Annotated in this window: 25 protein-coding genes; 14 read left to right on the top strand and 11 right to left on the bottom strand. The window is 69.3% G+C overall.

The genetic code is table 11. The features are described 5' to 3' along the window. Window positions 1-4 precede the first annotated feature (4 nt). The 8 genes from JWS14_RS06765 to JWS14_RS06730 all read right to left on the bottom strand — a co-directional run bounded on the left by JWS14_RS06765 (window position 5) and on the right by JWS14_RS06730 (window position 9,166). Window positions 5-940: a D-isomer specific 2-hydroxyacid dehydrogenase family protein gene (locus JWS14_RS06765; RefSeq protein ID WP_206012729.1), complete on the bottom strand. Its 936-nt coding sequence runs from the start codon at window positions 938-940 to the stop codon at window positions 5-7. 9 nt (window positions 941-949) lie between these two features. Next, window positions 950-1,348, bottom strand: a complete 399-nt coding sequence (locus JWS14_RS06760; RefSeq protein WP_012688262.1) for an ectoine synthase — start codon at window positions 1,346-1,348, stop codon at window positions 950-952. Window positions 1,349-1,365: 17 nt separating this feature from the next. After that, a complete protein-coding gene (gene ectB, locus JWS14_RS06755; protein ID WP_095865163.1) occupies window positions 1,366-2,628 on the bottom strand; it encodes a diaminobutyrate--2-oxoglutarate transaminase in 1,263 nt (420 codons plus the stop codon). 27 nt (window positions 2,629-2,655) lie between these two features. Next, a complete protein-coding gene (ectA, locus tag JWS14_RS06750; RefSeq protein WP_009474013.1) occupies window positions 2,656-3,168 on the bottom strand; it encodes a diaminobutyrate acetyltransferase in 513 nt (170 codons plus the stop codon). A gap of 151 nt (window positions 3,169-3,319) precedes the next feature. Beyond that, window positions 3,320-5,419 (bottom strand): RecQ family ATP-dependent DNA helicase, encoded by a 2,100-nt coding sequence (locus JWS14_RS06745; protein ID WP_095865164.1) that lies wholly within the window; start codon window positions 5,417-5,419, stop codon window positions 3,320-3,322. Window positions 5,420-5,476: 57 nt separating this feature from the next. Further along, on the bottom strand, window positions 5,477-6,343 hold the full coding sequence (locus JWS14_RS06740) for a ribokinase (RefSeq protein ID WP_072946575.1): 867 nt from the start codon (window positions 6,341-6,343) through the stop codon (window positions 5,477-5,479). Between the two features lie 9 nt (window positions 6,344-6,352). Continuing rightward, complete coding sequence (locus JWS14_RS06735) at window positions 6,353-7,822, bottom strand: MFS transporter (RefSeq protein WP_095865166.1); 1,470 nt, start codon at window positions 7,820-7,822, stop codon at window positions 6,353-6,355. 243 nt (window positions 7,823-8,065) lie between these two features. After that, window positions 8,066-9,166: an NADH:flavin oxidoreductase/NADH oxidase gene (locus JWS14_RS06730; protein ID WP_072946577.1), complete on the bottom strand. Its 1,101-nt coding sequence runs from the start codon at window positions 9,164-9,166 to the stop codon at window positions 8,066-8,068. 113 nt (window positions 9,167-9,279) lie between these two features. Here JWS14_RS06730 and JWS14_RS06725 point away from each other — a divergent pair, with 113 nt between their 5' ends. From JWS14_RS06725 to JWS14_RS06675, 11 genes are all read left to right on the top strand, one after another. Beyond that, window positions 9,280-10,560, top strand: a complete 1,281-nt coding sequence (locus tag JWS14_RS06725) for a glutamate-5-semialdehyde dehydrogenase (RefSeq protein WP_206012728.1) — start codon at window positions 9,280-9,282, stop codon at window positions 10,558-10,560. Between the two features lie 64 nt (window positions 10,561-10,624). Beyond that, window positions 10,625-11,506 carry an AAA family ATPase gene (locus JWS14_RS06720; protein WP_095865167.1) on the top strand — a complete coding sequence of 294 codons (882 nt, stop codon included), beginning with the start codon at window positions 10,625-10,627 and terminating at the stop codon, window positions 11,504-11,506. A gap of 10 nt (window positions 11,507-11,516) precedes the next feature. After that, window positions 11,517-12,977 (top strand): vWA domain-containing protein, encoded by a 1,461-nt coding sequence (locus JWS14_RS06715; RefSeq protein WP_206012727.1) that lies wholly within the window; start codon window positions 11,517-11,519, stop codon window positions 12,975-12,977. Window positions 12,978-12,996: 19 nt separating this feature from the next. After that, window positions 12,997-13,692, top strand: a complete 696-nt coding sequence (gene nadD, locus JWS14_RS06710) for a nicotinate-nucleotide adenylyltransferase (protein ID WP_072946580.1) — start codon at window positions 12,997-12,999, stop codon at window positions 13,690-13,692. A gap of 34 nt (window positions 13,693-13,726) precedes the next feature. Further along, window positions 13,727-14,149, top strand: coding sequence for a ribosome silencing factor (gene rsfS, locus JWS14_RS06705; RefSeq protein WP_072946581.1), 423 nt, complete (start codon window positions 13,727-13,729; stop codon window positions 14,147-14,149). Continuing rightward, window positions 14,146-14,805 carry a histidine phosphatase family protein gene (locus JWS14_RS06700; protein WP_072946582.1) on the top strand — a complete coding sequence of 220 codons (660 nt, stop codon included), beginning with the start codon at window positions 14,146-14,148 and terminating at the stop codon, window positions 14,803-14,805. Before rsfS ends, JWS14_RS06700 begins: the two co-directional genes overlap by 4 nt. Next, window positions 14,792-15,589 (top strand): diglucosylglycerate octanoyltransferase, encoded by a 798-nt coding sequence (gene octT / locus JWS14_RS06695; protein ID WP_072946583.1) that lies wholly within the window; start codon window positions 14,792-14,794, stop codon window positions 15,587-15,589. The genes JWS14_RS06700 and octT overlap by 14 nt, the downstream gene beginning before the upstream one ends. Window positions 15,590-15,593: 4 nt before the next feature. Further along, on the top strand, window positions 15,594-16,460 hold the full coding sequence (locus JWS14_RS06690; protein ID WP_206012726.1) for a DegV family protein: 867 nt from the start codon (window positions 15,594-15,596) through the stop codon (window positions 16,458-16,460). Between the two features lie 69 nt (window positions 16,461-16,529). Then, window positions 16,530-17,396: a ComEA family DNA-binding protein gene (locus JWS14_RS06685; protein WP_206012725.1), complete on the top strand. Its 867-nt coding sequence runs from the start codon at window positions 16,530-16,532 to the stop codon at window positions 17,394-17,396. Next, complete coding sequence (locus JWS14_RS06680) at window positions 17,396-18,952, top strand: ComEC/Rec2 family competence protein (RefSeq protein WP_206012724.1); 1,557 nt, start codon at window positions 17,396-17,398, stop codon at window positions 18,950-18,952. The genes JWS14_RS06685 and JWS14_RS06680 overlap by 1 nt, the downstream gene beginning before the upstream one ends. A 238-nt stretch (window positions 18,953-19,190) precedes the next feature. Beyond that, window positions 19,191-19,361 (top strand): hypothetical protein, encoded by a 171-nt coding sequence (locus JWS14_RS06675; protein ID WP_206012723.1) that lies wholly within the window; start codon window positions 19,191-19,193, stop codon window positions 19,359-19,361. A 6-nt stretch (window positions 19,362-19,367) separates the two neighbouring features. Here the strand turns inward: JWS14_RS06675 and JWS14_RS06670 are convergent, their stop codons facing one another. Further along, the gene (locus tag JWS14_RS06670) at window positions 19,368-20,096 is read right to left on the bottom strand and encodes an ANTAR domain-containing protein (protein ID WP_206015929.1); all 729 of its coding nucleotides are present in this window, start codon (window positions 20,094-20,096) and stop codon (window positions 19,368-19,370) included. A gap of 134 nt (window positions 20,097-20,230) precedes the next feature. Here JWS14_RS06670 and JWS14_RS06665 point away from each other — a divergent pair, with 134 nt between their 5' ends. After that, window positions 20,231-21,781 (top strand): carboxylesterase/lipase family protein, encoded by a 1,551-nt coding sequence (locus JWS14_RS06665; RefSeq protein WP_072946589.1) that lies wholly within the window; start codon window positions 20,231-20,233, stop codon window positions 21,779-21,781. Window positions 21,782-21,829: 48 nt separating this feature from the next. Continuing rightward, the gene (locus tag JWS14_RS06660; RefSeq protein WP_206012722.1) at window positions 21,830-22,939 is read left to right on the top strand and encodes a carboxylate-amine ligase; all 1,110 of its coding nucleotides are present in this window, start codon (window positions 21,830-21,832) and stop codon (window positions 22,937-22,939) included. Here JWS14_RS06660 and JWS14_RS06655 read toward each other — a convergent pair. Then, complete coding sequence (locus tag JWS14_RS06655) at window positions 22,932-23,681, bottom strand: hypothetical protein (RefSeq protein WP_072946591.1); 750 nt, start codon at window positions 23,679-23,681, stop codon at window positions 22,932-22,934. The genes JWS14_RS06660 and JWS14_RS06655 overlap by 8 nt on opposite strands. A 116-nt stretch (window positions 23,682-23,797) precedes the next feature. On the opposite strand from JWS14_RS06655, the gene holA reads away from it, so the two are divergent. Then, window positions 23,798-24,775, top strand: coding sequence for a DNA polymerase III subunit delta (holA, locus tag JWS14_RS06650; RefSeq protein ID WP_095865173.1), 978 nt, complete (start codon window positions 23,798-23,800; stop codon window positions 24,773-24,775). Between the two features lie 79 nt (window positions 24,776-24,854). Here holA and rpsT read toward each other — a convergent pair whose 3' ends face one another. After that, the gene (rpsT, locus tag JWS14_RS06645) at window positions 24,855-25,115 is read right to left on the bottom strand and encodes a 30S ribosomal protein S20 (protein WP_012688238.1); all 261 of its coding nucleotides are present in this window, start codon (window positions 25,113-25,115) and stop codon (window positions 24,855-24,857) included. Between the last annotated feature and the right edge of the window lie 287 nt (window positions 25,116-25,402).

Here is a 25,402-nt window from a genome sequence, read left to right as displayed (position 1 = left end):
CGGTTCAGTACCCGACGACGGGATCGATCAGAGCGGTGAGATTCTCACCTGCGACGAAGCGGGTGACGTTCAGCGCTACGTGCTCGGCGAACGCCGGGGGACGCACCGCAGGCGGGTTGGAATCGTGCGGGGTGATGATCACGTTCGGCAGATTCCACAACGGGTGACCGTCGGGTAGCGGCTCGGGGTCGGTGACATCGAGTCCCGCTCCGCCGATCGTGTTGTCCCGCAGCGCTTTCACCAGTGCATTGGTGTGGACGAGTGAGCCGCGCGCGACGTTGATGACCCACGCGGTCGGCTTCATCTGCGCGAACTCCGCCGCCCCGACCAGATGGTGGGTGGCGTCGGTGGCGGGAGCGCCGAGCACGAAGTGATCCGCCCGGGCCCACACCTCGCCCAGCCGGGTGGTGGGGAGCGTCTCGATCGCGCCCGGCACCGGGCTGCCGGAGCGATTCACCGCGATCACGTCGGCACCGACGCCCGCGAGCATCGGGATCAGCGCCCGGCCGATACCGCCGGCGCCCACGATCGCGACCGTGGTGCCCCGCAGGGTGCCGACCTTCGAGAAGAACTCCTGCTGGCGCCAGGTCTTCGCCTCGAGGTGCTCGGGCAGCGCCCGCACCCCGGCAAGCAGCAGGGTCAGCGCGTGCTCGGCGACGGTGGCGGCGAACGCGCCCGCCGCCGACGTCCACAGCACGGTGGACTCGGGTCTGATCACCTTCGCGGCGAACCACTCCTCGACACCCGCGGAGTTCAGCTGCACCCAGCGGATCTTCTCGGGAAGCGGATCCGGGAACCCGATCGGACCCGTGGTCCAGACCAGTGCGTCCGCGGACTCGAGGGGTGCCACACGGGCACCGCCCCGGCGCACCGCATCCTCGAGGAGCGGGTCCGGGGCGGGTCCGATGGCTATAGCTGGAACAGCAGCGTCGTCGGCCATGGGTCGAACTTACGCGGGAACCTCGATCAAGGGGTAGACACCGTTTTCGTCGTGGACCTCACGGCCGGTGACGGGCGGGTTGAACACGCACAGCATCCGCATTTCGGTCTCCGGCTCGACGCGGTGACGTTCGTGACCGTTGAGCAGGTACATCGAACCCGGGCCGAGTTCGTAGACCTTGTCGTTGTCGAGGTCGATCAGTTTGCCGGTTCCCTCGACGAGCCAGACGGCCTCGACGTGGTTGGCGTAGTGGAACTCGTTGACCGAACCGGCTTTGATCGTGGTCTCGTGGAACGAGAAACCCACTTTGTCGCCGCCGAGGATGATGCGCTTGCTGCGCCAGTTCCCGTCCTCGCTGGTGATGTCGCGCTCGGTGTCGGTGATTTCTGCGGTGGTGCGAACGATCATGGGTGTCAGTCCTCTCTCTAGCTGCAGACCTTGCCGGTGGCGTCGGCGAGAATGGCCAGGCCGTGGTCCAGTTCCTCGTCGGTGATGGTGAGCGCCGGCAGGAGCTTGACCACCTCGTCGGACGGTCCGGACGTCTCCGCGAGCAGTCCCTCGTCGAAGGCGAGTGCGCAGACCTTGCCCGCGCGCTCCGGCTCGTCGAAGACGAGGCCCTGGACGAGGCCGCGACCGCGGGTGGAGACGGAACCCTCGAACTGGTTCGCCAGCTCGGTGAACGCCTGGTGGATCTTCTCGCCCTTGGCCAGCGTCGACTTGTGCAGGGTGTCGTCGGACCAGTAGTGGTCCAGGGCGACCTTCGACGTGACGAACGACGGGTTGTTGCCACGGAACGTGCCGTTGTGCTCGCCCGGGCCCCACACGTCGAGCTCACGCTTGAACAGGGTCAGCGCCATCGGGAGGCCGTATCCGCCGATGGACTTCGACAGGCAGACGATGTCCGGGGTGATGCCGGCGATTTCGAACGAGAAGAACGGCCCGGTGCGTCCGCAGCCCATCTGGACGTCGTCGACGATCAGCAGGATGTCGCGTTCGGCACACAGGTCCGCGAGGGCGCGCAGCCACTCGGGGCGAGCGACGTTGACGCCGCCCTCACCCTGCACCGTCTCGACGATCACGGCGGCCGGACGGTTCAGGCCACTGCCCGAGTCGTCGAGCACGCGGGAGAACCAGTGGAAGTCCTCGGTGACTCCGTCGAAGTAGTTGTCGAACGGCATCGGGGTGGCGTGCACCAGCGGGATTCCGGCGCCGGCGCGTTTCATCGAGTTACCGGTGACCGACAGGGCGCCGAGCGTCATGCCGTGGAAAGCGTTGGTGAAGTTGATGATCGACGAACGACCCGTCACCTTGCGCGCCAGTTTCAGTGCGGCCTCGACCGTGTTGGTGCCGGTGGGTCCGGGAAACTGGACCTTGTAGTCGAGACCTCGCGGTTTCAGGATCTTGTCCTGGAAGGTCTCGAGCAGGTCACGTTTGGCCACGGTCGACATGTCGAGGCCGTGCGTGATGCCGTCGCCGACGATGTAGTCGACGAGCGCCGACTTCAGGACCGGGTTGTTGTGGCCGTAGTTCAGCGAACCGGCGCCGGCGAAGAAGTCGAGGTAGTCGCGGCCGTTCTCGTCGCGGATCCACGATCCGGACGCCGACTCGAAGACGGCGGGCCAGCCGCGGCTGTAGCTGCGAACCTCGGACTCGAGGCTCTCGAAAATGTTCGTATCGATGTTAGTCATGTTGCTGCATTCCTCCGGGGCATGCTCTTAGCCGATCGTGTACAGATCTTCGGCTTCGTGTCCATCGGGAAAATCGTTAGGGGAGAACAGTTCCTGCTTGTTGATCGCCGTATCTCGGCGACGCGCCAATGCTGTGAACAGTGCGATCGAAGCCTCGTTGTCGGGGCTGATCGTCGTTTCGAGATGGGTAATCCCTTCGGGTGCAAGGCGATCGAGCAGCGCGCTCAACATACGACCTGCAATTCCCTTGCCGCGCTGGTCGGCGTCTACGGCAACCTGCCAGACGAACAGCGTCGCAGGGGATTCTGGGCGGATGAAGCCCGATACGAACCCCACGACGCGTTCGTCGACGACTGCGACGACCGACGATCGGCTGAAATCTCTACACCACAACAGGTATGCGTAGCTCGAATTGAGATCGAGCACTTCCGTGTTCCTGGCGATCTCCCAGAGCCGGACTCCGTCAGTGATCTCTGGACTTCTGAACAACACCGCGTCCGGCGCGGTGGTCGGGATGGCACTCTTCTGAACAGGCGTCATTGGAAATTCGAACCTAACAACCATCCCCTTCGATTTCACGTGCCTCGCGAAATTGGACAGTTCAGGCGGCAGAGCTTTGCAGGTGAGACATGCAAAGTGATGCTGATCACATTATGTAACTTTTGGGTGAACCGCAAGCGACACACTGCGCCTATTTGAGACTCGCGAGCGCGAAGGGGAGAACCGACGCGGCACCCGCCGCGCGGACCGTCCGCGCGGCCATCGTGAGGGTCCACCCGGTGTCGGTGAGGGTGTCGACGAGCAGCACCGGTCCGGTGCCTTCGGGAACGCCGGGGGTCTCCCAGGCGTCGACGAGCCCCGCCACCCGGTAGGCGGAGTTGGCTGCGGACACCGGCGGATGCTCGGGGCGCAGCCGCAGAACTCCCAGGTCGGTGAGCCGGCCCACCGTGGCCAGCTGCCCCGCGATCGACGCCGACAGAAGCGGGTGGGTGGCCGATTCGACCGCCATCACCGCCGTGGGACGCTCGGCCCAGTCCCAGGACGCCAGCACCTGGATGCAGGCCTTCAGGACGGCGTCGGGCGCCGGTCCGTCCGGTTCGTCGAGCAGGGAGCGCAGGCGCTGACCCCAGCCCAGATCGGACAGCCGGCCCAGCACGCGACCCGGTTCGGGACCGTCGGAGATCTTCCCGGACAGCTTCACGCCGAGCTTCGCGAGGCCCGTGGGCCACTGTTTGCGGGGCGCCAGATCCACGCCTGGGCGCTCGAGGCGCGCTCTGGTCTGTTGCACCGCCTCGGCGTCGACGGTCGCGTCGTGGCGCTCTCCGGTGCAGTTGTCGCACCGCCCGCAGTCCGACGTGCCCGCCGCCAGACCCGGGTCGTCGAGCTGCTCGCGCAGGAACGCCATCCGGCACGTGGTGATCCGCTGGTACTCGATCATCGCCTGCTGCTCGGATTCGCGGGCCCGCTCGAGGCGCTCGTACCGGTCGGCGTCGTACGCCCACGGCTCCCCGGTGCCCACCCAGCCGCCCCGCACCCGGCGCACGGCGCCGTCCACGTCCAAAACCTTCAGCACCATCTCCAGCCGGGTGCGGCCGAGCTCCACGAGTGGTTCGAGCGCCTGCGTGGACTGCGGCCGATCGGTATCGAGGACCTCGATCACCCGGCGCACCACGTGCTCGCGGGGGAACGCGACGGACGCGAAATAGCTCCAGATCTGCTTGTCCTCGGATCCGGGCAGCAGGATCACCTCGGCGCGGTCGGTGGACCGGCCTGCGCGCCCGACCTGCTGGTAATAGGAGATGGGCGACGACGGCGCACCGAGGTGTACCACGAACCCCAGGTCGGGCTTGTCGAACCCCATCCCGAGCGCGGACGTGGCCACCAGCGCCTTGACGCGGTTGCCGAGCAGGTCCTGCTCGAGGGTCTCGCGCTCGGCGGCGTCGGTCTGCCCGGTGTATGCGGCGACCGTGTGCCCCTGCTCGGACAGCAGGCTTGCCAGATCCCGGGCCGCCGACACGGTGAGCGCGTAGATGATGCCCGAGCCGGGCAGACTGTCGAGCTTCTGGGCGAGCCACGCGGCCCGGGCGGTGGCCTCCGGAATCTGCACGACCGACAGGTGCAGCGACTCGCGTTCGAGGCCGCCGCGCAGGACGAGGGTCTCCGCGCCGCCCACCCCGAGCTGCGTGGAGACGTCGGAGACGACGCGGTCGTTCGCCGTGGCCGTGGTGGCCAGCACGGGGATACCCTCGCCCAGCTCGGCGATCAGCGTGCGGATCCGCCGGTAGTCGGGACGGAAGTCGTGACCCCAGTCCGACACGCAGTGCGCCTCGTCGACCACGACGAGGCCGGCGTCGGCGGCGAGGGAGGGCAGGACCTGGTCGCGGAAGTCGGGGTTGTTGAGCCGCTCGGGGCTGACCAGCAGCACGTCGAGTTCGTTGTCCGCGACCCGTGTGTGGATGTCGTCCCACTCGGTGACGTTCCCGGAGTTGATGGTGGCGGCGCGCACACCGGCGCGCTCGGCCGAGGCCACCTGGTTCCGCATCAGCGCCAGGAGCGGCGACACGATGACGGTGGGACCGTGCCCGTGTGCCCGCAGGAGCTTCGCCGCGATGAAGTAGACCGCCGACTTGCCCCAGCCCGTCCGCTGGACGACGAGCGCCCGTCTGCGGCCCACCACGAGCGCCTCGATCGCCGTCCACTGGTCGTCGCGGAGGGTGGCGTGCTCGCCTGCCAGCTCGCGGAGCAGCCGTTCGGCCTCGTCACGGAGTGCGGGTTCGGTGGCGGTCGTCATGCCCCCATGGTGCACGACCGGGGTGACACGGACGATCCAGGCGAGTGCAGGGGGCGCTCAGCCGGGAATGGCCGCCTCGATCTCGGTGCGGGTGGGCGACGACGTGGAGGCGCCGCGGCGGGTGGTCGCGAGTGCGCCCGCCGTGCACGCGAACGGGACGGCGGTCCCGGGGCCGCCGCGCCACGACACGCTGAGGGCGCCCGCGAAGGCGTCGCCCGCGCCGGTCGTGTCGACCACCTCGACCGCCGGGGAGCCGGCGTGGAGCGTGGTGCCGTCACTGCCCGCGTAGTCCGCGCCCGACGACCCCAGCGTGGTGACGACGTGGGAGACGGCGCCGATGACCTCGGCGCCGAGTTGCGCGGCCTCGGTCTGGTTCACCAGCAGCACGTCGATCAGCTCCACGAGTTCGGTCGGAAGTGGCTGCGCCGGTGACGGATTCACCATCACGACGGTGCCGTGGGCCGCGGCGTGCGCCGCCGCGGCCACCACGGTGCCGAGAGGTATCTCGAGTTGGCAGAGCAGGACGTCGGCGTCCGCGACCGCGGCGAGTTCGGCGGGTGTCAGGTCCACCACGGTGCTGTTGGCGCCCGGGACCACGACGATGCTGTTCTCGCCTGCGGCGTCGACGGTGATCGCCGCGATCCCGCTCGGCCCGTCGACCTCCCGCAGGTACCGGGTGTCGACCTCGGCGTCGACGAGGGCCTGCCGCAGATCGAGGGCGAACACGTCGGAGCCGACCGCCCCGATGAATGTCACGGCCCCGCCCGCCCGCGCCGCGGCGATCGCCTGGTTGGCGCCCTTGCCGCCGGGGGTGGCGGCGAAGGCGCTGCCCAGGATCGTCTCCCCGGGCCCGGGTAACCGTTCGGTCGCCGTCAGCAGATCCATGTTGACGCTGCCGACCACGGCGACCCTGGGAGCGGACATATTCCGAGACTAGCCCGCGTCGGCGGCCGCCGTCTCCTGTGCGGGCGTCGTGGATGCCTCGCCCTTGGTGCGGCGGAGACGCTTCAGGATGCGGCGGGCCTCGGCGTCCGTGGCCACGGCGGGCGGCGAACCCTCGAGGGGCTTGCGGGCGGTCTCCGAGATGAGGAGCACCGCGATCCCGCCGACGACCGCCGCGGCCATCATGTACATCGGTGCGACGAGGTCGCTGCCCGTCGCGTCCTGCAGCGCCGTGAGCACCAGGGGAGTGGTGCCACCGAAGATCGACACCGCGAGGTTGTATCCGATCGCCAGGCCGCCGTATCGGATCCCGGTGGGGAACAGCGCGGGAAGGACCGATGGGAACACACCGACGAACAGCAGCAGCAGGCCGCCGAGGATTGCGAGGCCGAGGAAGACGGTGAAGTAGTGGCCGACCCCGATGAGGAGGTACGCCGGCAGCGACAACGCGAAGAATCCGACGAAACCGGCCAGCAGCAACGGTTTACGACCGACCCGGTCGGACAGCTTTCCGACGAAGCTGATCGCTACCATCATGATGAGCATGACGATGATCATGAGGACGAGACCGTGCGATTCGTCGTAGCCGAGCGTGTTCGACAGGTACGTCGGCATGTAGCTGAGCAGGCCGTAGTGGGCGATGTTGTAGGTGGCGACCAGGATCACGCACAGCACCAGTGGACGCCAGTTCTCCACCAGCGTCTCGCGCAGTTTGCGTCCCGTGGATTCGTCTGCGAGCGAACGCTCTTCGGCCTGCTCCATCTGCTGGAACGCGGGCGTCTCCTCGAGCCGCAACCGCAGGTAGAGACCGATCAGACCCAGCGGACCGGCGAGCAGGAACGGAATCCGCCAGGCCCAGTCGACCAGGGCGTCGGCGCTCACCACGGTGCTGATGATGGTGACCAGTCCCGCGGCCGCGACATACCCGGCGAGGGTGCCGAATTCGAGGAAGCTCGCGAAGAACCCGCGGCGCTTGTCCGGTGCGTATTCGGCGACGAACGTGCTGGCGCCGCCGTACTCGCCGCCCGTGGAGAAGCCCTGCACGAGCCGGAACAGCACCAGCAGGATCGGTGCCACGAGCCCGATGGATCCGTAACTCGGGATCAGGCCGATGGCGAACGTGCTGCCCGCCATCAGGATGATCGTGGTGGCGAGCACCTTCTTGCGGCCTATCCGGTCGCCGAGCGGACCGAAGAACAGTCCACCGAGCGGGCGGACGACGAAGGCGGCGGCGAAGATCGCGAACGTCGACAGCAGCTGTGCGGTGCCGCTGGCCTCGGGAAAGAAGACCTTGCCGATCGTGGTCGCCAGGTAGGCGTACACGCCGAAGTCGAACCACTCCATGGCGTTACCGAGCATGGTGGCCTTGACGGCGCGTTTGACGGAGGCTTCGTCGGTGACCGTGACATCAGGTGATTCGGCCACCTCGGCCGACGTGATCGAGTGATCTGGTGCATTCATGTCTTGCGCTCCCCAGCGCAGTTATCACCCGCACGGGGCACGTACCTGATGCACGCATCTTTTCGTCGCCCGCACGGCGATTGCTGGTCGGGTTCGGCAACCCACGGCCCTTCGGCGCGATGCGGCCCCCGCCGATCGGCTCTGGCTCGTCGGTCGGTCCCGCTCCACCGTCCGGGGTGCGGGACTACCAGCTGTAAGAGCGATTACCGTAGCAAAGGATGTGGGGGCTTGTCGGCCCGAGCGTCAGTACGCCCGTGCGTACTGCGCCGGAATCTGCGGCGTCACCTGGGCATTCAATACCAGTGCGGCTTTTCGTGGCCAGTACGGGTCGCGCAGCAGTTCACGCCCGAGGAACACCGCGACGGCCTCTCCCGACTCCACGATCCGCTCGGCCTGCTCCGGCTCGGTGATGAGCCCCACCGCGGCGGCCGGGACCGTGGTCTCGTTCTGGATGCGGCGGGCGAACGGAACCTGGTATCCGGGGCCGACCGGGATCCGCGCGGACGCGACGCCGCCGCTGGAGACGTCGACGAGGTCGACGCCCAGGTCGGCGAGCGCCTGCACGAGGGCGACGGTCTGATCCGGGGTCCAGCTGTCCGCGTCCAGCCCCGGCTCCTCGGACAACCAGTCGGTGGCCGACACCCGGACGAAGACCGGCAGTTCGGCCGGCCACACGCTGCGCACCGCGTCGACGACCTCCAGCAGGAGACGGATGCGGCCCGCGAAGCTGCCGCCGTACTCGTCGGTGCGGTGATTGCTGACCGGCGAGAGGAACTGGTGCAGCAGATAGCCGTGTGCCGCATGGACTTCCACCACCTTGAAGCCTGCGCGCGACGCCCGCTCGGCGGCGGCGGCGAAGTCCGCGACCACCTTCCGGATGTCCTCGTCCGTCGCCGCCGCGGGCGGGGTGTGGCCGCCGAAACCGATCGCGCTCGGCGCCACCGTCCGCCACGACAACGGATCGTCGTCGTCGAGGCTCCCCCCGCCGCGCCACGGGACGTGCGCGGACCCCTTGCGCCCGGCGTGACCGAGCTGGATGCCGGGAACCGCGCCGAAGTACTCGAGCTGCGCGTTGATCTGCGCGAAGGCTTCGGTCTGGGTGTCGTTCCAGATGCCGAGGTCGGCCGGGCTGATGCGGCCCTCCGGGCTGACGGCCGTCGCCTCGGTGAGGATCAGGCCCGCACCGCCGATGGCCCGCGTCACGAGGTGCGTCCGGTGCCAGTCGCCCGGCACCCCCACGTCGCTGCCGCTCACGTCGGCCGAGTACTGGCACATCGGCGCCATCCACACTCGATTGGGGACGGTGACTCCACGGAAGGTGATGGGTTCGAACAACACGCTCACTGCAGCACTCCTACCTCTGATGGTCTCGACCAGTCGCAACCCGTCCTGGGGATGAAATCATTCCCGCCCTTCCCGCTCCGCGGGGTGTCCAGCCCTGTATATAGGCTGTGTTCATGACTGCAGTGACTTCCACCTCGTCGGCCGGTGCCACGGTGGATACCCGTGAAGCCGTCCACGCAGCGGCCCGTCGCGCCCGCACCGCGTCGCGGGTCCTCGCGCTGCTCACCACCGCGCAGAAGGATGCGGCGCTCCACGCGGCGGCCGACGCCGTGCTCGCCGCGTCCACCGACATCCTCGCCGCCAACGCCGCCGACATCGAGGCGGCCAGGGCGTCGGGCACCGAGGACTCCCTGCTCGACCGGCTGCGGCTGACCGCGGAACGGATCGAGGGGATCGCGTCCGGTCTGCGTCAGGTTGCCGGGCTGCCCGACCCGGTCGGTGAGGTGGTGCGCGGCTCCACACTCCCGAACGGTCTCGAACTGCGTCAGCTGCGGGTTCCGCTCGGCGTGGTGGGCATGGTGTACGAGGCCAGGCCCAACGTCACCGTCGACGCGTTCGGGCTGGCCCTGAAGTCGGGTAATGCGGCCCTGCTGCGCGGCTCCGCGTCCGCGGCGAAGTCGAATGCAGCGCTGGTCGTGGCGCTGCGGGCGGCGCTGGCGGCGCAGCAGCTGCCGGAGGACGCCGTGCAGTTGCTGCCGAGCGAGGACCGCTCCAGCGTGACGCACCTGATCCAGGCCCGCGGGCTGGTGGACGTCGTGATTCCCCGCGGCGGGGCCGGTCTGATCAGCGCCGTGGTGCGCGACGCGACCGTCCCGACGATCGAGACGGGCGTCGGCAACTGCCACGTCTACGTTCACGCGGCGGCCGATCTGGAGATGGCGGAACGGGTCCTGCTCAATTCCAAGACGCGGCGGCCGAGTGTCTGCAACACCGCGGAGACCGTGCTGGTCGACGCCGCGATCGCCGAGACGGCGGTGCCGAAGCTCCTGCAGGCCCTGCAGATGCACAGTGTGACCGTGCACGGGGACCTGCCCGGGCTGGTGCCCGCGACGGAGTCGGACTGGTCCGAGGAGTACCTCACCCTCGACGTGGCACTCAAGGTGGTCGACGACCTGAACGCCGCGGTCGAGCACATCGACCGGTACGGCACCGGCCACACCGAGGCCATCGTGACGTCCGACCTCGCGGCCGCCCGCGAGTTCACCGCCCGGGTCGACGCGGCCGCCGTCATGGTCAACGCCTCCACCGCCTTCACCGACGGCGAGCAGTTCGGATTCGGTGCCGAGATCGGGATCTCCACGCAGAAACTGCACGCCCGCGGACCGATGGGCCTGCCCGAACTGACGTCCACCAAGTGGATCGTGTGGGGAGACGGGCACACCCGCCCGGTCTAGACCCCGCCGGCCGTCCCTTCCGTCAAGCCCCCTCTGCCCGTCACCCCTTCTGAAAGGAGCGAGCGTGGACCGCGCACTGCCCACCACGAAGCCGTTCTTCGCCAGCGTCGACGACGTCATCGCTCGGCTCGCCGAAACCGGTTACCTGTCCGACAAGGGCACCGCGACCGCGGTGTTCCTCGCCGACCGGCTCGGAAAGCCCCTGCTCATCGAGGGTCCCGCCGGAGTCGGCAAGACCGAGCTGGCCCGCGCCGTGGCCGAGACCACCGGCGCCGAACTGGTGCGGTTGCAGTGCTACGAGGGCGTCGACGAGGCCCGCGCCCTGTACGAGTGGAATCACGCGAAGCAGATCCTGCGCATCCAGGCGGGCAGCGACCACAGCTGGGACGCCACCAAGGCGGACGTCTTCTCCGAGGAGTTCCTGCTGTCGCGGCCGTTGCTGACCGCCATCCGGCGCGAGGACCCGACGGTGCTGCTGATCGACGAGACCGACAAGGCCGACGTCGAGATCGAGGGCCTGCTCCTCGAGGTGCTCAGCGATTTCGCGGTCACCGTCCCCGAACTGGGCACCATCACCGCCACGCGCAAGCCGTTCGTCGTCCTCACCTCGAACGCCACCCGCGAACTGTCGGAGGCGCTCAAACGTCGCTGCCTGTTCCTGCACCTCGACTTTCCCGACGCCGAACTCGAGCGGAGGATCCTCGCGAGCCGGGTGCCGGAACTGCCCGAGGCGGTGGCCGAGCAGCTGGTCAAGACGATCCGTGTGCTGCGCGGCATGCAGCTGAAGAAGCTGCCGTCGGTGGCCGAGACCATCGACTGGGGTCGCACCCTCCTGGCGCTCGGGCTCGACACCCTCGACGACGACGCCGTGCGCGCGACGCTGGGTGTCGTTCTCAAGCACCAATCCGACCAGCTGCGGGCCTCTGCCGAGCTGCGACTGAACTGAAGGACTCCCCATGGCTGCTGGTGGTCCCCTCGCGTCCCCGTCGAAGCCGGGCGGTCCCGCGGCGCCACACGGGCTGCCGGGGCATCTCGTCGACTTCGTCGAGGCGCTGCGGCGGCGCGGGATCACGGTCGGACCGTCCGAGACGGTCGACGCCGGACAGGTGATGTCGGTCCTCGACCTGCTGGACCGCGAATCCCTGCGGGAGGGTCTGGCGTGTGCGTTGCTGCGGCGGCCCACCCATCGGCCCACCTTCGACGCGTTGTTCGAACTCTGGTTCCCGGCGGCGGTCGGGAACCGGGCGGCCGGGGCGATCGACACGAGCCTGCCGCGCAACGCGAAGGGTGACATCGACTACGAGGCGCTGCGCGAGCTGATCGTCGACCTCCTCACCGACGGGTCGCCGGAGGCGCTCGAGCTCACCGAGTTGCTGACCGCGCAGATGGTCGAGGAACTGGGGCAGTACCAGTCGGCGAACGGCCCGTCGTTCTCCGCCTACCAGGCGCTGCGGGACGTCGCACCGGAAACCCTGCTGAAGAAGATCCTCGACGGACTGCTGGGCAATCAGCAGGACACCGGGGCCCGGACGACGGAAAGCTACGAATCCGAGGTGGCCAAGCGCACCGCCGCCCAGCGGATCGCCGACTTCCGCAAGATGATCGAGAAGGAGACGCGGCGCCGGTCGGCCGAGAACCTCGGCAAGGAACGGGTGGCGTCGTACGGCGTCCCCCGGCTGGCCGAGGAAGTCGACTTCCTGCGCGCCTCGGACGCCGAGCTGACCGCGCTGAAACGCAACGTCACCCCGCTGGCACGGCTGCTCGCCAGCCGACTGGCCGTGCGGCGCAGCCGGGCGAGTGCCGGTTCGATCGACCTGCGCCGGACCCTGCGCAAGTCGATGTCCACCGGCGGCGTGCCCATCGACCTCGTCCAGCGCAAACCCCGGCGGGCGCGTCCCGAACTCGTCGTGATGTGCGACGTGTCGGGTTCGGTGGCCGGCTTCAGCCACTTCACCCTGCTGCTCGTCCACGCGCTGCGCGAACAGTTCTCCCGGGTGCGGGTGTTCGCGTTCATCGACACCACCGACGAGGTCACCCGATTCTTCGACGCGGGGGCCGACCTCGGCAGCGCCATGTCGCGGATGATCCGGGAAGCCGACCTGGTCGGCTACGACGGGCACTCCGACTACGGCAACGCGTTCGGGGTGTTCGCCGAGCGGTTCACCCAGAGCATCACGTCCCGCACGTCCCTGCTGGTACTCGGCGACGGCCGCAACAACTACCGCGACCCGAACCTGGAGGCACTGGCCGGACTCGTGTCGGTGGCGAAACACGCGCACTGGCTCAACCCGGAGCCCAGCGGTCAGTGGGGATCGGGCGACTCGGCGGCCAAGGTGTACAACGAGGTCATCAGCATGCACGAATGCCGATCCGCTCAGCAGCTGGCGTCGGTGGTCGCCGGATTGCTGCCGGTGTGAACACGTAAGCTCGACACTCGTGGAACAGGGAGCAACGGGCGCGCGTCGGCGCCGCCTGGGAGTCATGGGCGGCACCTTCGACCCCATTCATCACGGTCACCTGGTGGCCGCCAGCGAGGTGGCCGACCGATTCAGCCTCGACGAGGTCGTCTTCGTACCCACCGGCAGGCCGTGGCAGAAGCAGGGCAAGGGCGTCAGCCCGGCCGAGGACCGGTACCTGATGACGGTCATCGCCACCGCGTCGAACCCGCGGTTCTCGGTCAGCCGGGTGGACGTCGACCGCGAGAAGGTGACGTACACCGTCGACACCCTGCGGGATCTGCGCAGCTACCACCCGGACGCCGAGCTGTACTTCATTACCGGTGCGGACGCCCTGGCGAGTATCCTGTCCTGGCAGGACTGGGAGGAACTGTTCTCGCTGGCGAAGTTCGTCGGGGTGTCGCGTCCGGGATTCGATCTCAACACCGAACATCTGGCCGGGCACCTGGATGCATTGCCGGAGGACGCGGTCACGCTGATCGAGATCCCGGCTCTGGCGATCTCCTCGACGGAATGTCGGCGGCGCGCCAGTCGCCATCGTCCTGTGTGGTACCTCGTGCCGGACGGTGTGGTCCAGTACATCTCCAAGCGGAACCTGTACCGGCCACCGGACTCCGAGCGCCTCGACGGCGCGACGACGATGTCCGAACCGGCCCCGGACAAGACCAAGAGTTAGACAGCACTTTCCGAACGAACTGGGAGAACATCGCGTGAGCGCAACGACCGAAGCCATCGAGATGGCACGCATCGCGGCAGTGGCTGCCGACGAGAAGCTGGCCTCCGATGTGGTGGTGCTCGATGTTTCCGAGCAGCTGGTCATCACCGACTGCTTCGTCATCGCCTCCGCCCCCAACGAGCGTCAGGTGAACGCGATCGTCGAGAACATCGAGGATCGGCTGCGTGAGGCAGGTCACAAGCCGGTGCGGCGCGAGGGCACCCGCGAAGGCCGTTGGGCACTGCTCGATTTCGTGGACGTCGTCATCCACGTCCAGCACAACGAGGAACGCAACTTCTACGCCCTCGACCGGCTGTGGAAGGACTGCCCGGCCGTGCCGGTCGAGGGCATCGGCCAGCACGGCCCGGCGGACGCGAACGGTGCGGGCGCCCCCGAGACCGAGGAGTCCGAGCTGTGACGGATGCTCCCCGTGCCCCGCGGCGACTGATACTGCTCCGCCACGGACAGACCGAGTACAACGCCGACAACCGCATGCAGGGCCAGCTTGACACCGAACTGTCGGAGCTGGGGCGGTCGCAGGCCCGCGCCGCCGCCACCGCGCTCGTCGGTCGCAGACCGATCTCCATCGTGTCCTCCGATCTGCGGCGGGCCTACGACACCGCCGTGGAGGTCGGCGACAACGCCGGTCTGCCGGTGCAGATCGACGAACGCCTCCGTGAGACGCATCTCGGCGACTGGCAGGGGCTCACGCACCTCGACGTCGACGCGCGCGCACCCGGTGCTCGCGCCGCTTGGCGCGGCGACGCGACGTGGGCACCGCCCGGCGGTGAGAGCCGCATCGACGTCGCCCGCCGGAGCAAGCCGGTGGTCGCGGAACTCGTCGAGAAGCACGAGGACTGGGCCGACAAGCCGGTGGTCCTGGTCGCTCACGGCGGATTGATCGCCGCGCTGACCGCCGCCCTGCTGGATCTGCCCGTCGACCGCTGGCCGGTGCTGGGCGGGCTGGGGAACACCAGCTGGGTGCAGCTGAGCGCGTACGGGAACCCCGATTCGCTCAGCTGGCGCCTCGACGTGTGGAACGCTTCCGCGAGTGTGGCCAGTGACGTCCTCTGAGGTGGGTGCCGGTTCCGGGGAACGCCCCGTCCTGCTCGTGCTCGCCGATTCGCTGTCGTATTACGGACCCAAGGGCGGGCTCCCGTCCGACCACCCCGGCATCTGGCCCAATATCGTTGCCCGTCAACTCGGCTGGGATGTCGAGTTGGTGGCGCGGATCGGCTGGACCAGCCGCGACGTGTGGTGGGCGCTGACCCAGGACCCGCGGGTCTGGTCCGCGGTTCCCCGCGCCGGCGCCGTGGTGTTCGCCGTCGGCGGCATGGATTCGCTGCCGTCCCCGCTCCCGACGGCGTTGCGGGAACAGTTGCGCTACGTCCGCCCGCCCGCGCTGCGGCGCGTCGTGCGGAGCGGCTACCAGTGGCTCCAGCCCCGCCTCGCCCCGCTGGGGTGGCCGGTGGCGTTGCCGCCGCGGCTGAGTGTCGAATACCTGGAGAGCTCACGGGCGGCGCTCGAGTACATGCGCCCCGAATTGCCCGTCATCGGAACACTGCCATCCGTGCACCGCAGTGAGGCCTACGGCAAGGTCCACGCGGGACGTCCCGGTGCCGTCGCCGCCATCACCACGTGGTCGGAGGAGAAGAACGTGCCGCTCGTCGACCTCGCGGAGGCGGTGCGCGCGAACGTCTTCAGCAATCAGGGCAACCCGGACGGCATCCACTGGGGCTGGGACGGACACACCGAGGTGGCCGCGGCGATGCTGACCGCGATCCGCGCGGCGGCTGTCGTGCCGGACTCCGCCGAGGGCGCGGTTCCGGCCGACCCGGTGTCGAGCGGAGCCGAGTAGTCCGATGCCCGTCATCGTCGTCACCGATTCTTCGGCATCGATCCTGCCCGAACACGTCGAGCAGTACGGGATCCGGGTGGTCCCTCTCCACGTCCTCAGTGGCGGCCGGGACTTCCGGGAGGGAATCGACGAGGTCCCCGAGGACCTCGCCGGCGTCACCACGTCGGGCGCCTCGCCCAGCGAGCTGTCCGAGGCCTACGCCGAAGCGCTGGAACTGAGTGAGGGCGCAGGCGTTCTCGCGGTCCACATCTCGCGGCAGCTGTCCGGCACATGGGAGGCGGGCCGCCAAGCGGCGCAGGAGTTCGACGGCCGCGTGCGGATCGTCGACTCCCAGTCCGCCGGAATGGGATTGGGGTACCCGGTGCTCGAGGCGGCGCGGGCCGCGCAGGCCGGCGCGAACCTCGAGACGGCATACCGGCGGGCGGTCGACGTCGCGAGCCGTGGGCATTGCCTGATCGTCGTCGACCGGCTCGACCAGTTGCGTCGCGGCGGGCGGATCGGCACCGCCGCCGCACTGCTCGGCACCGCACTGGCGATGAAGCCGGTGCTGCATCTCGTGGACGGCCGGCTGGTGCTGAAAGAGAAGACGCGGACCTCGACCAAGGCCATGGCCAGGATGGTCGACGCCGCGGTGGAGCAGGCAGGCCTGGACAGGACGGCCGTCGCTGTGCATCACATGCACGCCCAGCGGCGCGCCGAAGCGGTGGCGCAGCAACTGAAAGACCGGATTCCGCAGGTCAGCGATCTGGTCGTCACCGATTTCAGTTCGGTTCTCGGTGCGCACGTCGGGGCGGGCGCCATCGGCATCGTGCTGTGCCCGGAACCCGCATTGCAGGACGAAAACCACGATTCATCCACAACTTCGCACTGATCCACAGGCCGATTCGAATGCCGGGTCGGCGCCGCGATCCTGAGGGCGCCGCACTCTAGCGTCGCGTCCATGGGCATCAGGGAAGAACGTTCGAGAGGGCGAACCCGGCTCGCGTTCCTGACGTCGGGGGAACGCGAAGTGCTGCCGCCCGACACTCCGGCGGCGCCGGAGTGGCTGGCCGAGCCGGGTGAGGCCGGCCTCGACGGCGACCAGACGTGGTCCGCTGCGCGCCGCCGAGTCGGCTTCTCGCTGCCCGACCGGTGGCGGGACGCACGATTCGACCCCGGGCGGTCCGGGGCGATCGCGCTGATCGTGGTGGGAATCGTCGTCGCCACGGTAACTGTGCTGGCGGTGCGCAGCGATCGGCCGGCGACGCAGGCGGTTCCGTCGCTGCCCGCCGCGGGAGTGCATTCCCTGAGTCCGGCGCCGGAACCGACGGCTCCCGCCGCCGCAACGGCGCCTGCAGCCGCACCGGAGGAGGAGATCGTCGTCAGCGTGGTGGGCCTTGTGGTGTCGGCAGGCCTCGTCCGGCTGCCACCGGGCGCCCGGGTCGCGGACGCGCTCGCCGCGGCCGGGGGAGTGCGCGCCGGCGGTGACACCCTCGGATTGAATCTGGCGCAACGGCTTTCGGACGGCGATCAGGTGCTCGTGGGCGCCGCGACCACCCAGGCGCCGCCGAGTGCGGTGGGCGGCACCTCCTCGGGATCGCCGGGAACCGCGGGTACGGCGACCCCCGCGGCCGGTGGACTGGTGAACCTCAACACCGCGACGGAGACGGAACTCGACGCCCTTCCCGGTGTCGGACCCGTCACGGCGGCGGCGATCGTTGCCTGGCGCACGACGAACGGCAGGTTCACCGACATCTCACAACTGGGGCAGGTGGACGGGATCGGGCCGGTGCGGCTGGAGAAGCTGCGCGCCCAGGTCACCCTCTGATGCCCGAGAGCGAGCCGCGGCTCCTCGACCTGCGGCTGCTCCCGTTCGCCGGGATCTGCTGGGCGGCAACGCTGATCGGCATCCTCGGCGGCTCCCGTGCGGCGTGGATGCTTCTGGCGACCCTGTCGGGGACGGCCGCCCTCCTCGCCGGTTGTGCCCTACGGTCACCGCGGCGATGGACGGCGGGAACGCTCGCGCTACTGCTCTTCGGGTCGTGCTGCGCGGCAGGGGTGGCCTGGCGGGTTCAGGCAGTGGAACGGCACCCGCTGACCGAACTCGCCCGGAACGAGACGTGGGTCACGCTCGTCGTCACCCCGGTCGACGACCCCCGGGAGATCGCCGGCTTCGGACGGCACGTCCTGGTGAACGCGAACGTCGTCGAGATCCGCCGGGCAGGCGAGACGATCCACGCGGGCGGCGCGGTGGTCCTCCTCGCCCCGGCGGACGGTTGGCTCGGGCTGCTGCCGGGACAGGACGTGGTGCTGCGCGGGCAGCTGAGCCCGCCGCGGCGCCGGGACCTGAGCCTGGCGACGGTCCGGGTGTCCGGACCACCGGCGGAGGTCGGTCCCGCGCCTGCGCACCAGCGGTGGGCCGGCGCCCTGCGAACCCGGTTCGCCGCGGCCGCCGCCGTCCTGCCCGCCGGCGAGGCGGGACTGCTGCCGGGGCTGGTGGTGGGCGACACCTCGGCACTGCCCCGGGAGGTGAAGGACGACTTCACCGCGACCGGACTGACGCACCTCACGGCGGTGTCGGGGGCGAACGTCAGCATCCTGCTGGGGGCGGTGCTGCTCGTGGTCCGCGGGGTGGGGCTCGGTCCGCGGGCCGGCGCGGCGCTGGCCGCCGCCGCACTGATCGCGTTCGTGGTGGTCGCGCGACCGTCACCCAGCGTGCTGCGCGCCGCCGCGATGGGCTCGGTCGCCCTGCTGGCGCTCGTCACGGGGCGGCGGAAACAGGCGATGCCCGCGCTGGCGGCGGGCGTGATCGCCCTGCTGGTGTGGGCGCCGGAACTGGCGGTGAACTTCGGTTTCGTTCTGTCGGCGACGGCCACCGCCGGGCTGATCGTGATCGCGCCCGTGTGGGTCGACGCGCTGGTGGGTCGCGGGTGGCCGCGGGCGGCGGCGGAGACGCTGGCGGTGTCCGCCGCCGCCTTCGCCGTGACCGCGCCGATCGTGGCCGCGATGGCAGGCACCGTGAGTCTGGTGTCGATCTGCGCGAACATCCTGGTGGCCCCCGTGATCGGCGTGATCACCGTGACCGGCGCGATCACCGCGCTGATCGCGGGCATCAGTGTGCCCGTCGCGGAAGTGGTGGTGCGCCTGACCCAGTGGCCGCTGTGGTGGCTGGTGACCGTGGCCGAGCGGGGCGCGCGGATCCCCGGGGCCTCCGTTCCGGTGCCCTCGGGGCCCGCCGGTGCGGTCCTCGTCCTCGGTGCCGTACTGGCGATCGGCGCGGCGCTGCGCAGCCGGGGAACCCGGCTGGTGCTCACGGGAATCGTGGTCGGGGTGCTGGTGCTGTGGGCGCCGATCTGGCCGCCGTGGATGGGTCGCCTCGTGTGAATGCGCCCGAATGAAAACGTGAATCCAGTTGTGCTGCAATGGTTTGTACCGCATTGCTCCTGTGGGGAGTGGGCGCGGAGGGTGGCCGGCGGCACGCTGAAATTCCGGGGGTGGGGCGATTTCTGTATCGTTTCGAATTCGATTCCCGATGTGGGTATGAGACCCCCGAACACCGACTACCATCCGGTGGCAGATGTCGAGGGCGAACGGTCTTGGAACACCCGCGTTGGAGGGCGAGATGTCGGAATCGGAGCGGACGGATCTCGACGTGGACGACGAACTCGACGCCGGACAGGTGTGGAGAGCGCAGCGGGTCGTCGCTGCTCAGTCACTCGACGCCGAAGACTGCCGCATGCTGCTGTCCATGCTCGGCATCGCGGGTAACCCAGATTCGCCGGAGTCGGACTGACCCCGGTCAGGTGATCTTCCGGTGATGGTGCGCCACGATCTCCTGCGCCACAGTCGCCAGTTTGATGTTCATGTCCTGCGAGGTCGTACGGAGAATTTCCATCGCCTGGGTCTCGGAAATGTTGTGGAACGCCATCAGCAGACCCACCGCCTTCCCGATCTCACGGTTGCTCGCGAGGCCGGCTCGCAGCGTCTCGGCCTCGAGGTGCTCGTGCACCGCCGCCAGTGCCACCGCAGCGAACGAGGCGAGCATGATGCCCTGCTCGACCGAGGTGGTGTTCAGGGCCCCCGGTGTGTCGGAGAACAGATCGAGGGCGCCGACCTTGCGTCCCAGGATGACGAGACGGAATCCGGCCGCCCCGCGCACCGGCGTTTCGGCCAGCACCCGCTGCGAGAGCCGCGGCCATTGCGACGACGTGGACAGGTCCGTTTCGAATTGGGGGGTGTCGCTGACGATGGCGTCGACGCACGGCCCCTCGTTCTCGACGCGCTCGAGCTCGTCGACGCGGGCGGCGATGTCGTCGCTGGCCGCGACCGTCACGTAGCGGGACCCCTGCCGGAGCATCAGGCTCGCGTGCTGACAGCCCTCGACGAGTAGCGGTGCGGCGTCGCAGATGGCGTGGTGGACCTGCCCGAAATCCTGGCCCGCGTAGAGGAGATCGGCGAGGGTCGCGAACGTCACCGCAGACTTGCCGACAGCCTGCGAGCGTGTCGTATCGGGCACGGTGTCTCGCATCGGTTCCTCCAGCGTGCGGGCATGTGCCCGGCTCACTGATTCAGTCTGCCAGAGTGGGCGGTCGGCGCCGCTCCGAGCCGGAGGAATTCGAGAACGGACTCCGGGGGGCGGGCGGCCCGGGCCAAGATGACGTCATGGTTTCGCACACCGAGAACCCGCTCGTGGCCGTCGACCAGGGCCTGCTGCGAGGCGTCCACGAGGGCGGCGTTCTGTCGTGGAAGGGCATTCCCTACGCTGCGCCGCCGATCGGTGAGTGGCGGCTCCGCGCGCCGCGCGCGCCCGAATCTTTCGACGGGGTGCGCGACTGCTCCCGGTTCGGTCCGATCGCGCCGCAGAACGAGCACGGGCCGCTGCCCATCGATCCCGGACTGACCATCGACGAGGACTGCCTCACCCTGAACGTCTTCGCGCCGGCGGCGGATGCCGGGCGACCACGGCCGGTGATGGTGTGGATCCACGGCGGGGCGTACTACCTCGGCTCGTCCGGGCAGCGCATGTTCGATCCGGCTCGGCTGGTCGAACGCGGCGACGTCGTGGTGGTGACGTTCAACTACCGACTCGGTGCGCTGGGGTTCCTGGACTTCTCCGCGTTCTCGACCGAGGAGCACCCGTTCGACACGAACCTCGGCCTGCGCGATCAGATCGCGGCCCTGATATGGGTCCGCGACAACATCGCGGCGTTCGGCGGCGACCCGGGCGACGTCACCCTGTTCGGGGAGTCCGCCGGTGGCGGCTCGGTCACCACGCTGATGACGTCGCCGCAGGCGGAGGGGCTGTTCCATCGCGCGATCGCCGAGAGTTCGCCGGCGACGTCCGTGTACGGCAGTGCGCGGGCCGAGAGCATCGCCGAGTCGTTCCTCGAACTGCTCGACATCGCGCCCGCCGACGCGGGCCGTCTGCGCGACCTGCCCGTCGACGTACTGACGAAGGCGTGCATCGAACTCGTCCAGCAGGTGCCCGCGCGGGTCCCCGGGACGCTGGCCGTGGCCCCGACCGTCGACGGGGACGTGGTCCCGCACTATCCGGTCGCGGCGTTCCGCAAAGGCCTCGCGCATCGGATTCCGCTGCTGATCGGGACGAACAAGGACGAGGCCTCGATGTTCCGGCTGATGAAATCGCCCCTGATGCCGATCACCCCGGACGCCGTCCACCAGATGTTCGTGGCGATCGCCGCCGACCACCCCGACCTCCCCGCCGACGAGGAACAGGAGGTGGCCGCCGCGTATCCCGACTACCCGATGAAACGCTCGGCCATGGAGATCTCGCGGGACGCCGCGTTCCGGATGCCGACGTTGTGGATCGCGGAGGCGCACAGCCGTGTCGCGCCCACCTGGCTGTACCGGTTCGACTACGCCACGCCGTTCCTGCGCGCCGCACGGATCGGCGCCACCCACGGCACCGAGGTGCCCTACGTCTTCGGCAACTTCGGCGTCGTCCCGCACGACCCCACGTTCAAGCTCGGTGGGCACCGGACCGCCGGTCACGTGTCGGAGCGGATCCAGCACCGGTGGCTGTCCTTCGCCACCGAGGGAACCCCGGACGGAACCCGAGCGGAGATCGGCTGGCCGCGGTACGACGAGGCGGACCGCACGACCCTGCTGATCGGCCGATCCGACGCGGTCGTCGACGATCCGGACCGGGAACTGCGCCGGGCGTGGGGTGAGGAAGTCATCGGGTTCACCTGACCGGCGGCGCCCGGTTTCGTCTCCGCGGAAGTCGGGGATACCTGCTGAATGAGTCCTGCAGCAACGGAATCGGATCGCGACCTCAGTGTGGGCGTGGAGGAGGAGTTCTTCCTCGCCGACAAGTCCGGTCACCTCTCCTCCTCCGGACCCGACGTGGTCGCGGAGGCCGGCCACGACATTCACGGGCTCCAGCGCGAGCTGGCCCGGTGCCAGATCGAGACGGCGACGGGCGTGTGCCATACCGGGGAGGAACTGCACGAGGAGTTGCGGAGCCTCCGACGCCGGCTGGCGAAGGCGGCCGCGGGCCGCGACCTGTTGCTGGTGCCCAGTGGTACCTCCCTGATCGCCGAGGGGCTGCCCCCGGCGATCACCCCGAGCCCGCGGTACGAGGAGATGGCCCGCCACTTCGGGTCGATCGTGGATACCGTGACCACGTGCGGCTGTCACGTGCACGTGGGGATCCCGAGCCGCGACGTGGGTGTGCTGGTGAGCAACCAGGTGCGCAGCTGGCTCCCGGTGCTGCTCGCGCTCGCCGCGAACTCGCCGTTCCACAGCGGGCACGACACCGGCTATCACAGCTGGCGGCACATCATGTGGTCGCGGTGGCCGTCGGCGGGACCGCCGCCGCACTTCGATTCCGCGGACGAGTACGAGTCTTCGGTCGGCGCCATGATCGGGACCGGTGCCGCCATGGACCGGGGAATGATCTACTGGCACGTCCGGCTCTCCGACAAACAGCCGACCATCGAGGTCCGGATCGCGGACGTCGCCATGACCGCGGCGCACGCGGCGCTCTACGCGGTGGTGGTGAAGGGCCTCGTCGGGTGGGCGCTGCGCTCGATCAGGGACGGCGTCGCCGTGCCGTGGTTGCGCGTCGAGTTGCTGCGGGCGCAGTTGTGGCGTGCGGCCCGGGACGGACTCGACGGGGAATGCACCAGCCCGGCGACCGATCTTTCCCTGCCGATCCGCCGGCACCTGGAATTGCTGAACGAGTGTGTGGCCCCGGGGCTGGGCGCGAGCGACCGGGCCTTCCTCGAATCGGGACTCGACACCGTGCTGCGGGACGGCACCGGCGCCGAGCGGCAGCGTGCCGAGTTCGGGCGCGTCGGCACCCTCGCGGCGGTGGTCGACCTGCTGACCCGCGAAGTGGTCAGCTGAGCGGTGGTGGCGGAGTCAGCTCGGTGAGACCGGCTGCGGTGGTGGAGCCGAGGTAGCCGGGGTGCAGCAGCCCGGTGGATCCGGGCCCCGCGAGCAGGGTGCCCGCGCTGGAATCCGGTCCGGTGCGCAGCGGACCGGGATCGTCGATCAGCGCCTCCACCGTCGCGGTGTCGGCGAGGCTGAGGTCGATGCGCTGCCCCTCGGGGTGATACACGGCGAGGACGACCGGTTCGGGATAGTGGGCGGCGGTGCGGCGCATCACCTGGAATGCCGGATCGGTGCCCAGTGCGAGCACGGTGACATTCGCGAACGACGCGAGCCGGTCGGCGACCGCACGGCCGGAGACGTTGCGCCACGTGCGTCCGTACAGGGCGAGCGCGTCGGACAGATGACGCCTCTCGTCCTCGCCTCGCGGGCTGCCGCCCGCCGGGTCGAGCAGCGACCGCCACTGGTGCTCGTACACGCCGCACGCGGCGTCGAAGTCGTCGTCGGCGCCGTTCGCGGTGCCCACTCCGAGTACCGGCTCGAGGGCGGATCGACCACCGGCGAACACGGCCTCGGCGTGCCCGGAGACCGAGCAGCGGGCCACCAGTTGCACCGACCACCGCAGAAGCAGCCCGTCGCGGCAGGTGTACCGGAAACTCAGTTCGTACCGTTGCCCTGCCGCGCGGTCGTCGTCGAGGTCGATCGTGTGCGCGAAGCCCTCGCGCGTGACGCCGTCCACCTCGGATTCCGCGGTCATATCACGAGTGTCCACCGCCGACGCCGTCGTTGCGTGGTGATCGCCGGTGTTCGCCGTGCTCGGCCCGGTTCCGGGGTGTCGGCGAACGTGTCCGCCCCACGTGGCACGATCTTCGCGTGAGCACTCCAACTCAGCTCGAACAGCTCCATCTGGTCCTCGGCGACGAGGAGTTCCTCGTCGACCGCGCGGTGGCGCAGGTCGTCAGCCAGGTCCGCGCGAGCGCCAACGTGGCCGCCGGCGCCGAGCTCCCCGTCAACCGGCTGCGGGCGGGCGACGCCGGGGCGGCCGAACTCGCCGAACTGCTCAGCCCGTCCCTGTTCGCCGAAGACCGCGTGGTGGTTCTCGAGGCCGCCGCAGAGGCGGGCAAGGACGCGGTGGCGCTGGTCCTCGACGCTGCGGGCGACCCGCCTCCGGGCGTCGTCCTGGTGATCCTGCACTCGGGCGGTGGGCGTGCGAAAGCGATGACCGGGGCACTGGAGAAGCTCGGGGCCGTGGTGCACCCGTGCGCGAAACTGAAGTCCGGCGAACTCATCGGGTTCATCCGCGGCGAGTTCCGCACCCTCGGGGTCCGGGTGTCGCCGGACGTGGTGCAGAGCGTGTTCGAGGGAGTCGGCTCGAATCTGCGCGAACTGGCCGCCGCGTGCTCGCAGCTCACGGCGGACACCGGCGGAAAGATCGATGTCGCCGCCGTGCAGCGGTACTACTCGGGCAAGGCCGAGGTGAGCGGATTCGACGTCGCCGACAAGGCCGTCGCCGGCGACACCGCGGGCGCGATCGAGGCGCTGCGCTGGGCGATGCTGCGGGGCGTGCCCCATGTGCTGCTCGCGGACGCACTGGCAGACGCGGTGCACTCGATCGCCCGGGTCGCTCCGGCCGGGCGGGGCGACCCGTTCCGGATGGCGTCGGAACTGGGTATGCCGCCCTGGAAGATCAAGAAGGCGCAGGCCCTCGCGAAGGGATGGACACCGACGTCGGTCGGGGAGGCGCTGCGCATCGTCGCCGCCCTGAACGCCGACGTCAAGGGCGCGGCGGCCGACGCGGACTACGCCGTCGAGAGTGCCGTGGGACGCGTCTCCCGGCTACGCCAGATCTGACGACGACAACGCAGACACGACAACAGCCGCTCGGTCCGAGGACCGAGCGGCTGTTGGAGAGCCTACGACGGAAGAACCGTCAGATCTTGTTGACAGCCTGCGCAAGAGCAGACTTCTTGTTGGCAGCCTGGTTGGCGTGAATGACGCCCTTGCTGGCTGCCTTGTCGAGCTTGCGGCTGGTGGCGACGAGGAGCTCGTTGGCCTTGTCCTTGTCACCGGCCGCCGCAGCCTCGCGGAACGAGCGGATCGCCGTGCGCAGCGAGGACTTCACCGACTGGTTACGGAGTCGGGCCGCCTCGTTGGTACGGATCCGCTTCACCTGGGACTTGATGTTGGCCACGCGTAAAATCCTGTCGTCTTAAGCTGGTTACGGTCGAGAAAGCTCTGGGCGCACACATATGCACCGACAGGCGAGATTACCAGTGATCGGTGTCCGATCTCAAACCGGCGCCGGACGCGCCGACAAATCCTGCGGCTGTGCTGCTGAACGGGGGTACATGTAGCAGCATGTCTGGGATGACGCCCCCAGCATCGAAGTCGTCAACAATAACGAAGTCGTCGGCAACCTCGAAAGCCCCCGGCCGAAAATCGGGGGGCAGCACACAGGCGGGTGCGAAGGCTGCGGGA

The organism is Rhodococcus koreensis, from assembly GCF_017068375.1.
GTDB classification, from domain to species: Bacteria; Actinomycetota; Actinomycetes; order Mycobacteriales; family Mycobacteriaceae; genus Rhodococcus_F; species Rhodococcus_F koreensis.
This window is presented reverse-complemented; position numbering and strand designations above follow the sequence as displayed.

Excerpts from the sequence above, each read along its gene's own strand:
- JWS14_RS06765 (WP_206012729.1), bottom strand. The coding sequence starts at position 940 with ATGGCCGACGACGCTGCTGTTCCAGCTATAGCCATCGGACCCGCCCCG.
- JWS14_RS06760 (WP_012688262.1), bottom strand. The coding sequence starts at position 1,348 with ATGATCGTTCGCACCACCGCAGAAATCACCGACACCGAGCGCGACATC.
- ectB (WP_095865163.1), bottom strand. The coding sequence starts at position 2,628 with ATGACTAACATCGATACGAACATTTTCGAGAGCCTCGAGTCCGAGGTT.
- ectA (WP_009474013.1), bottom strand. The coding sequence starts at position 3,168 with ATGACGCCTGTTCAGAAGAGTGCCATCCCGACCACCGCGCCGGACGCG.
- JWS14_RS06745 (WP_095865164.1), bottom strand. The coding sequence starts at position 5,419 with ATGACGACCGCCACCGAACCCGCACTCCGTGACGAGGCCGAACGGCTG.
- JWS14_RS06740 (WP_072946575.1), bottom strand. The coding sequence starts at position 6,343 with ATGTCCGCTCCCAGGGTCGCCGTGGTCGGCAGCGTCAACATGGATCTG.
- JWS14_RS06735 (WP_095865166.1), bottom strand. The coding sequence starts at position 7,822 with ATGAATGCACCAGATCACTCGATCACGTCGGCCGAGGTGGCCGAATCA.
- JWS14_RS06725 (WP_206012728.1), top strand. The coding sequence starts at position 9,280 with ATGACTGCAGTGACTTCCACCTCGTCGGCCGGTGCCACGGTGGATACC.
- JWS14_RS06715 (WP_206012727.1), top strand. The coding sequence starts at position 11,517 with ATGGCTGCTGGTGGTCCCCTCGCGTCCCCGTCGAAGCCGGGCGGTCCC.
- JWS14_RS06690 (WP_206012726.1), top strand. The coding sequence starts at position 15,594 with ATGCCCGTCATCGTCGTCACCGATTCTTCGGCATCGATCCTGCCCGAA.
- JWS14_RS06685 (WP_206012725.1), top strand. The coding sequence starts at position 16,530 with ATGGGCATCAGGGAAGAACGTTCGAGAGGGCGAACCCGGCTCGCGTTC.
- JWS14_RS06680 (WP_206012724.1), top strand. The coding sequence starts at position 17,396 with ATGCCCGAGAGCGAGCCGCGGCTCCTCGACCTGCGGCTGCTCCCGTTC.
- JWS14_RS06675 (WP_206012723.1), top strand. The coding sequence starts at position 19,191 with ATGTCGGAATCGGAGCGGACGGATCTCGACGTGGACGACGAACTCGAC.
- JWS14_RS06670 (WP_206015929.1), bottom strand. The coding sequence starts at position 20,096 with ATGCGAGACACCGTGCCCGATACGACACGCTCGCAGGCTGTCGGCAAG.
- JWS14_RS06665 (WP_072946589.1), top strand. The coding sequence starts at position 20,231 with ATGGTTTCGCACACCGAGAACCCGCTCGTGGCCGTCGACCAGGGCCTG.
- JWS14_RS06660 (WP_206012722.1), top strand. The coding sequence starts at position 21,830 with ATGAGTCCTGCAGCAACGGAATCGGATCGCGACCTCAGTGTGGGCGTG.
- JWS14_RS06655 (WP_072946591.1), bottom strand. The coding sequence starts at position 23,681 with ATGACCGCGGAATCCGAGGTGGACGGCGTCACGCGCGAGGGCTTCGCG.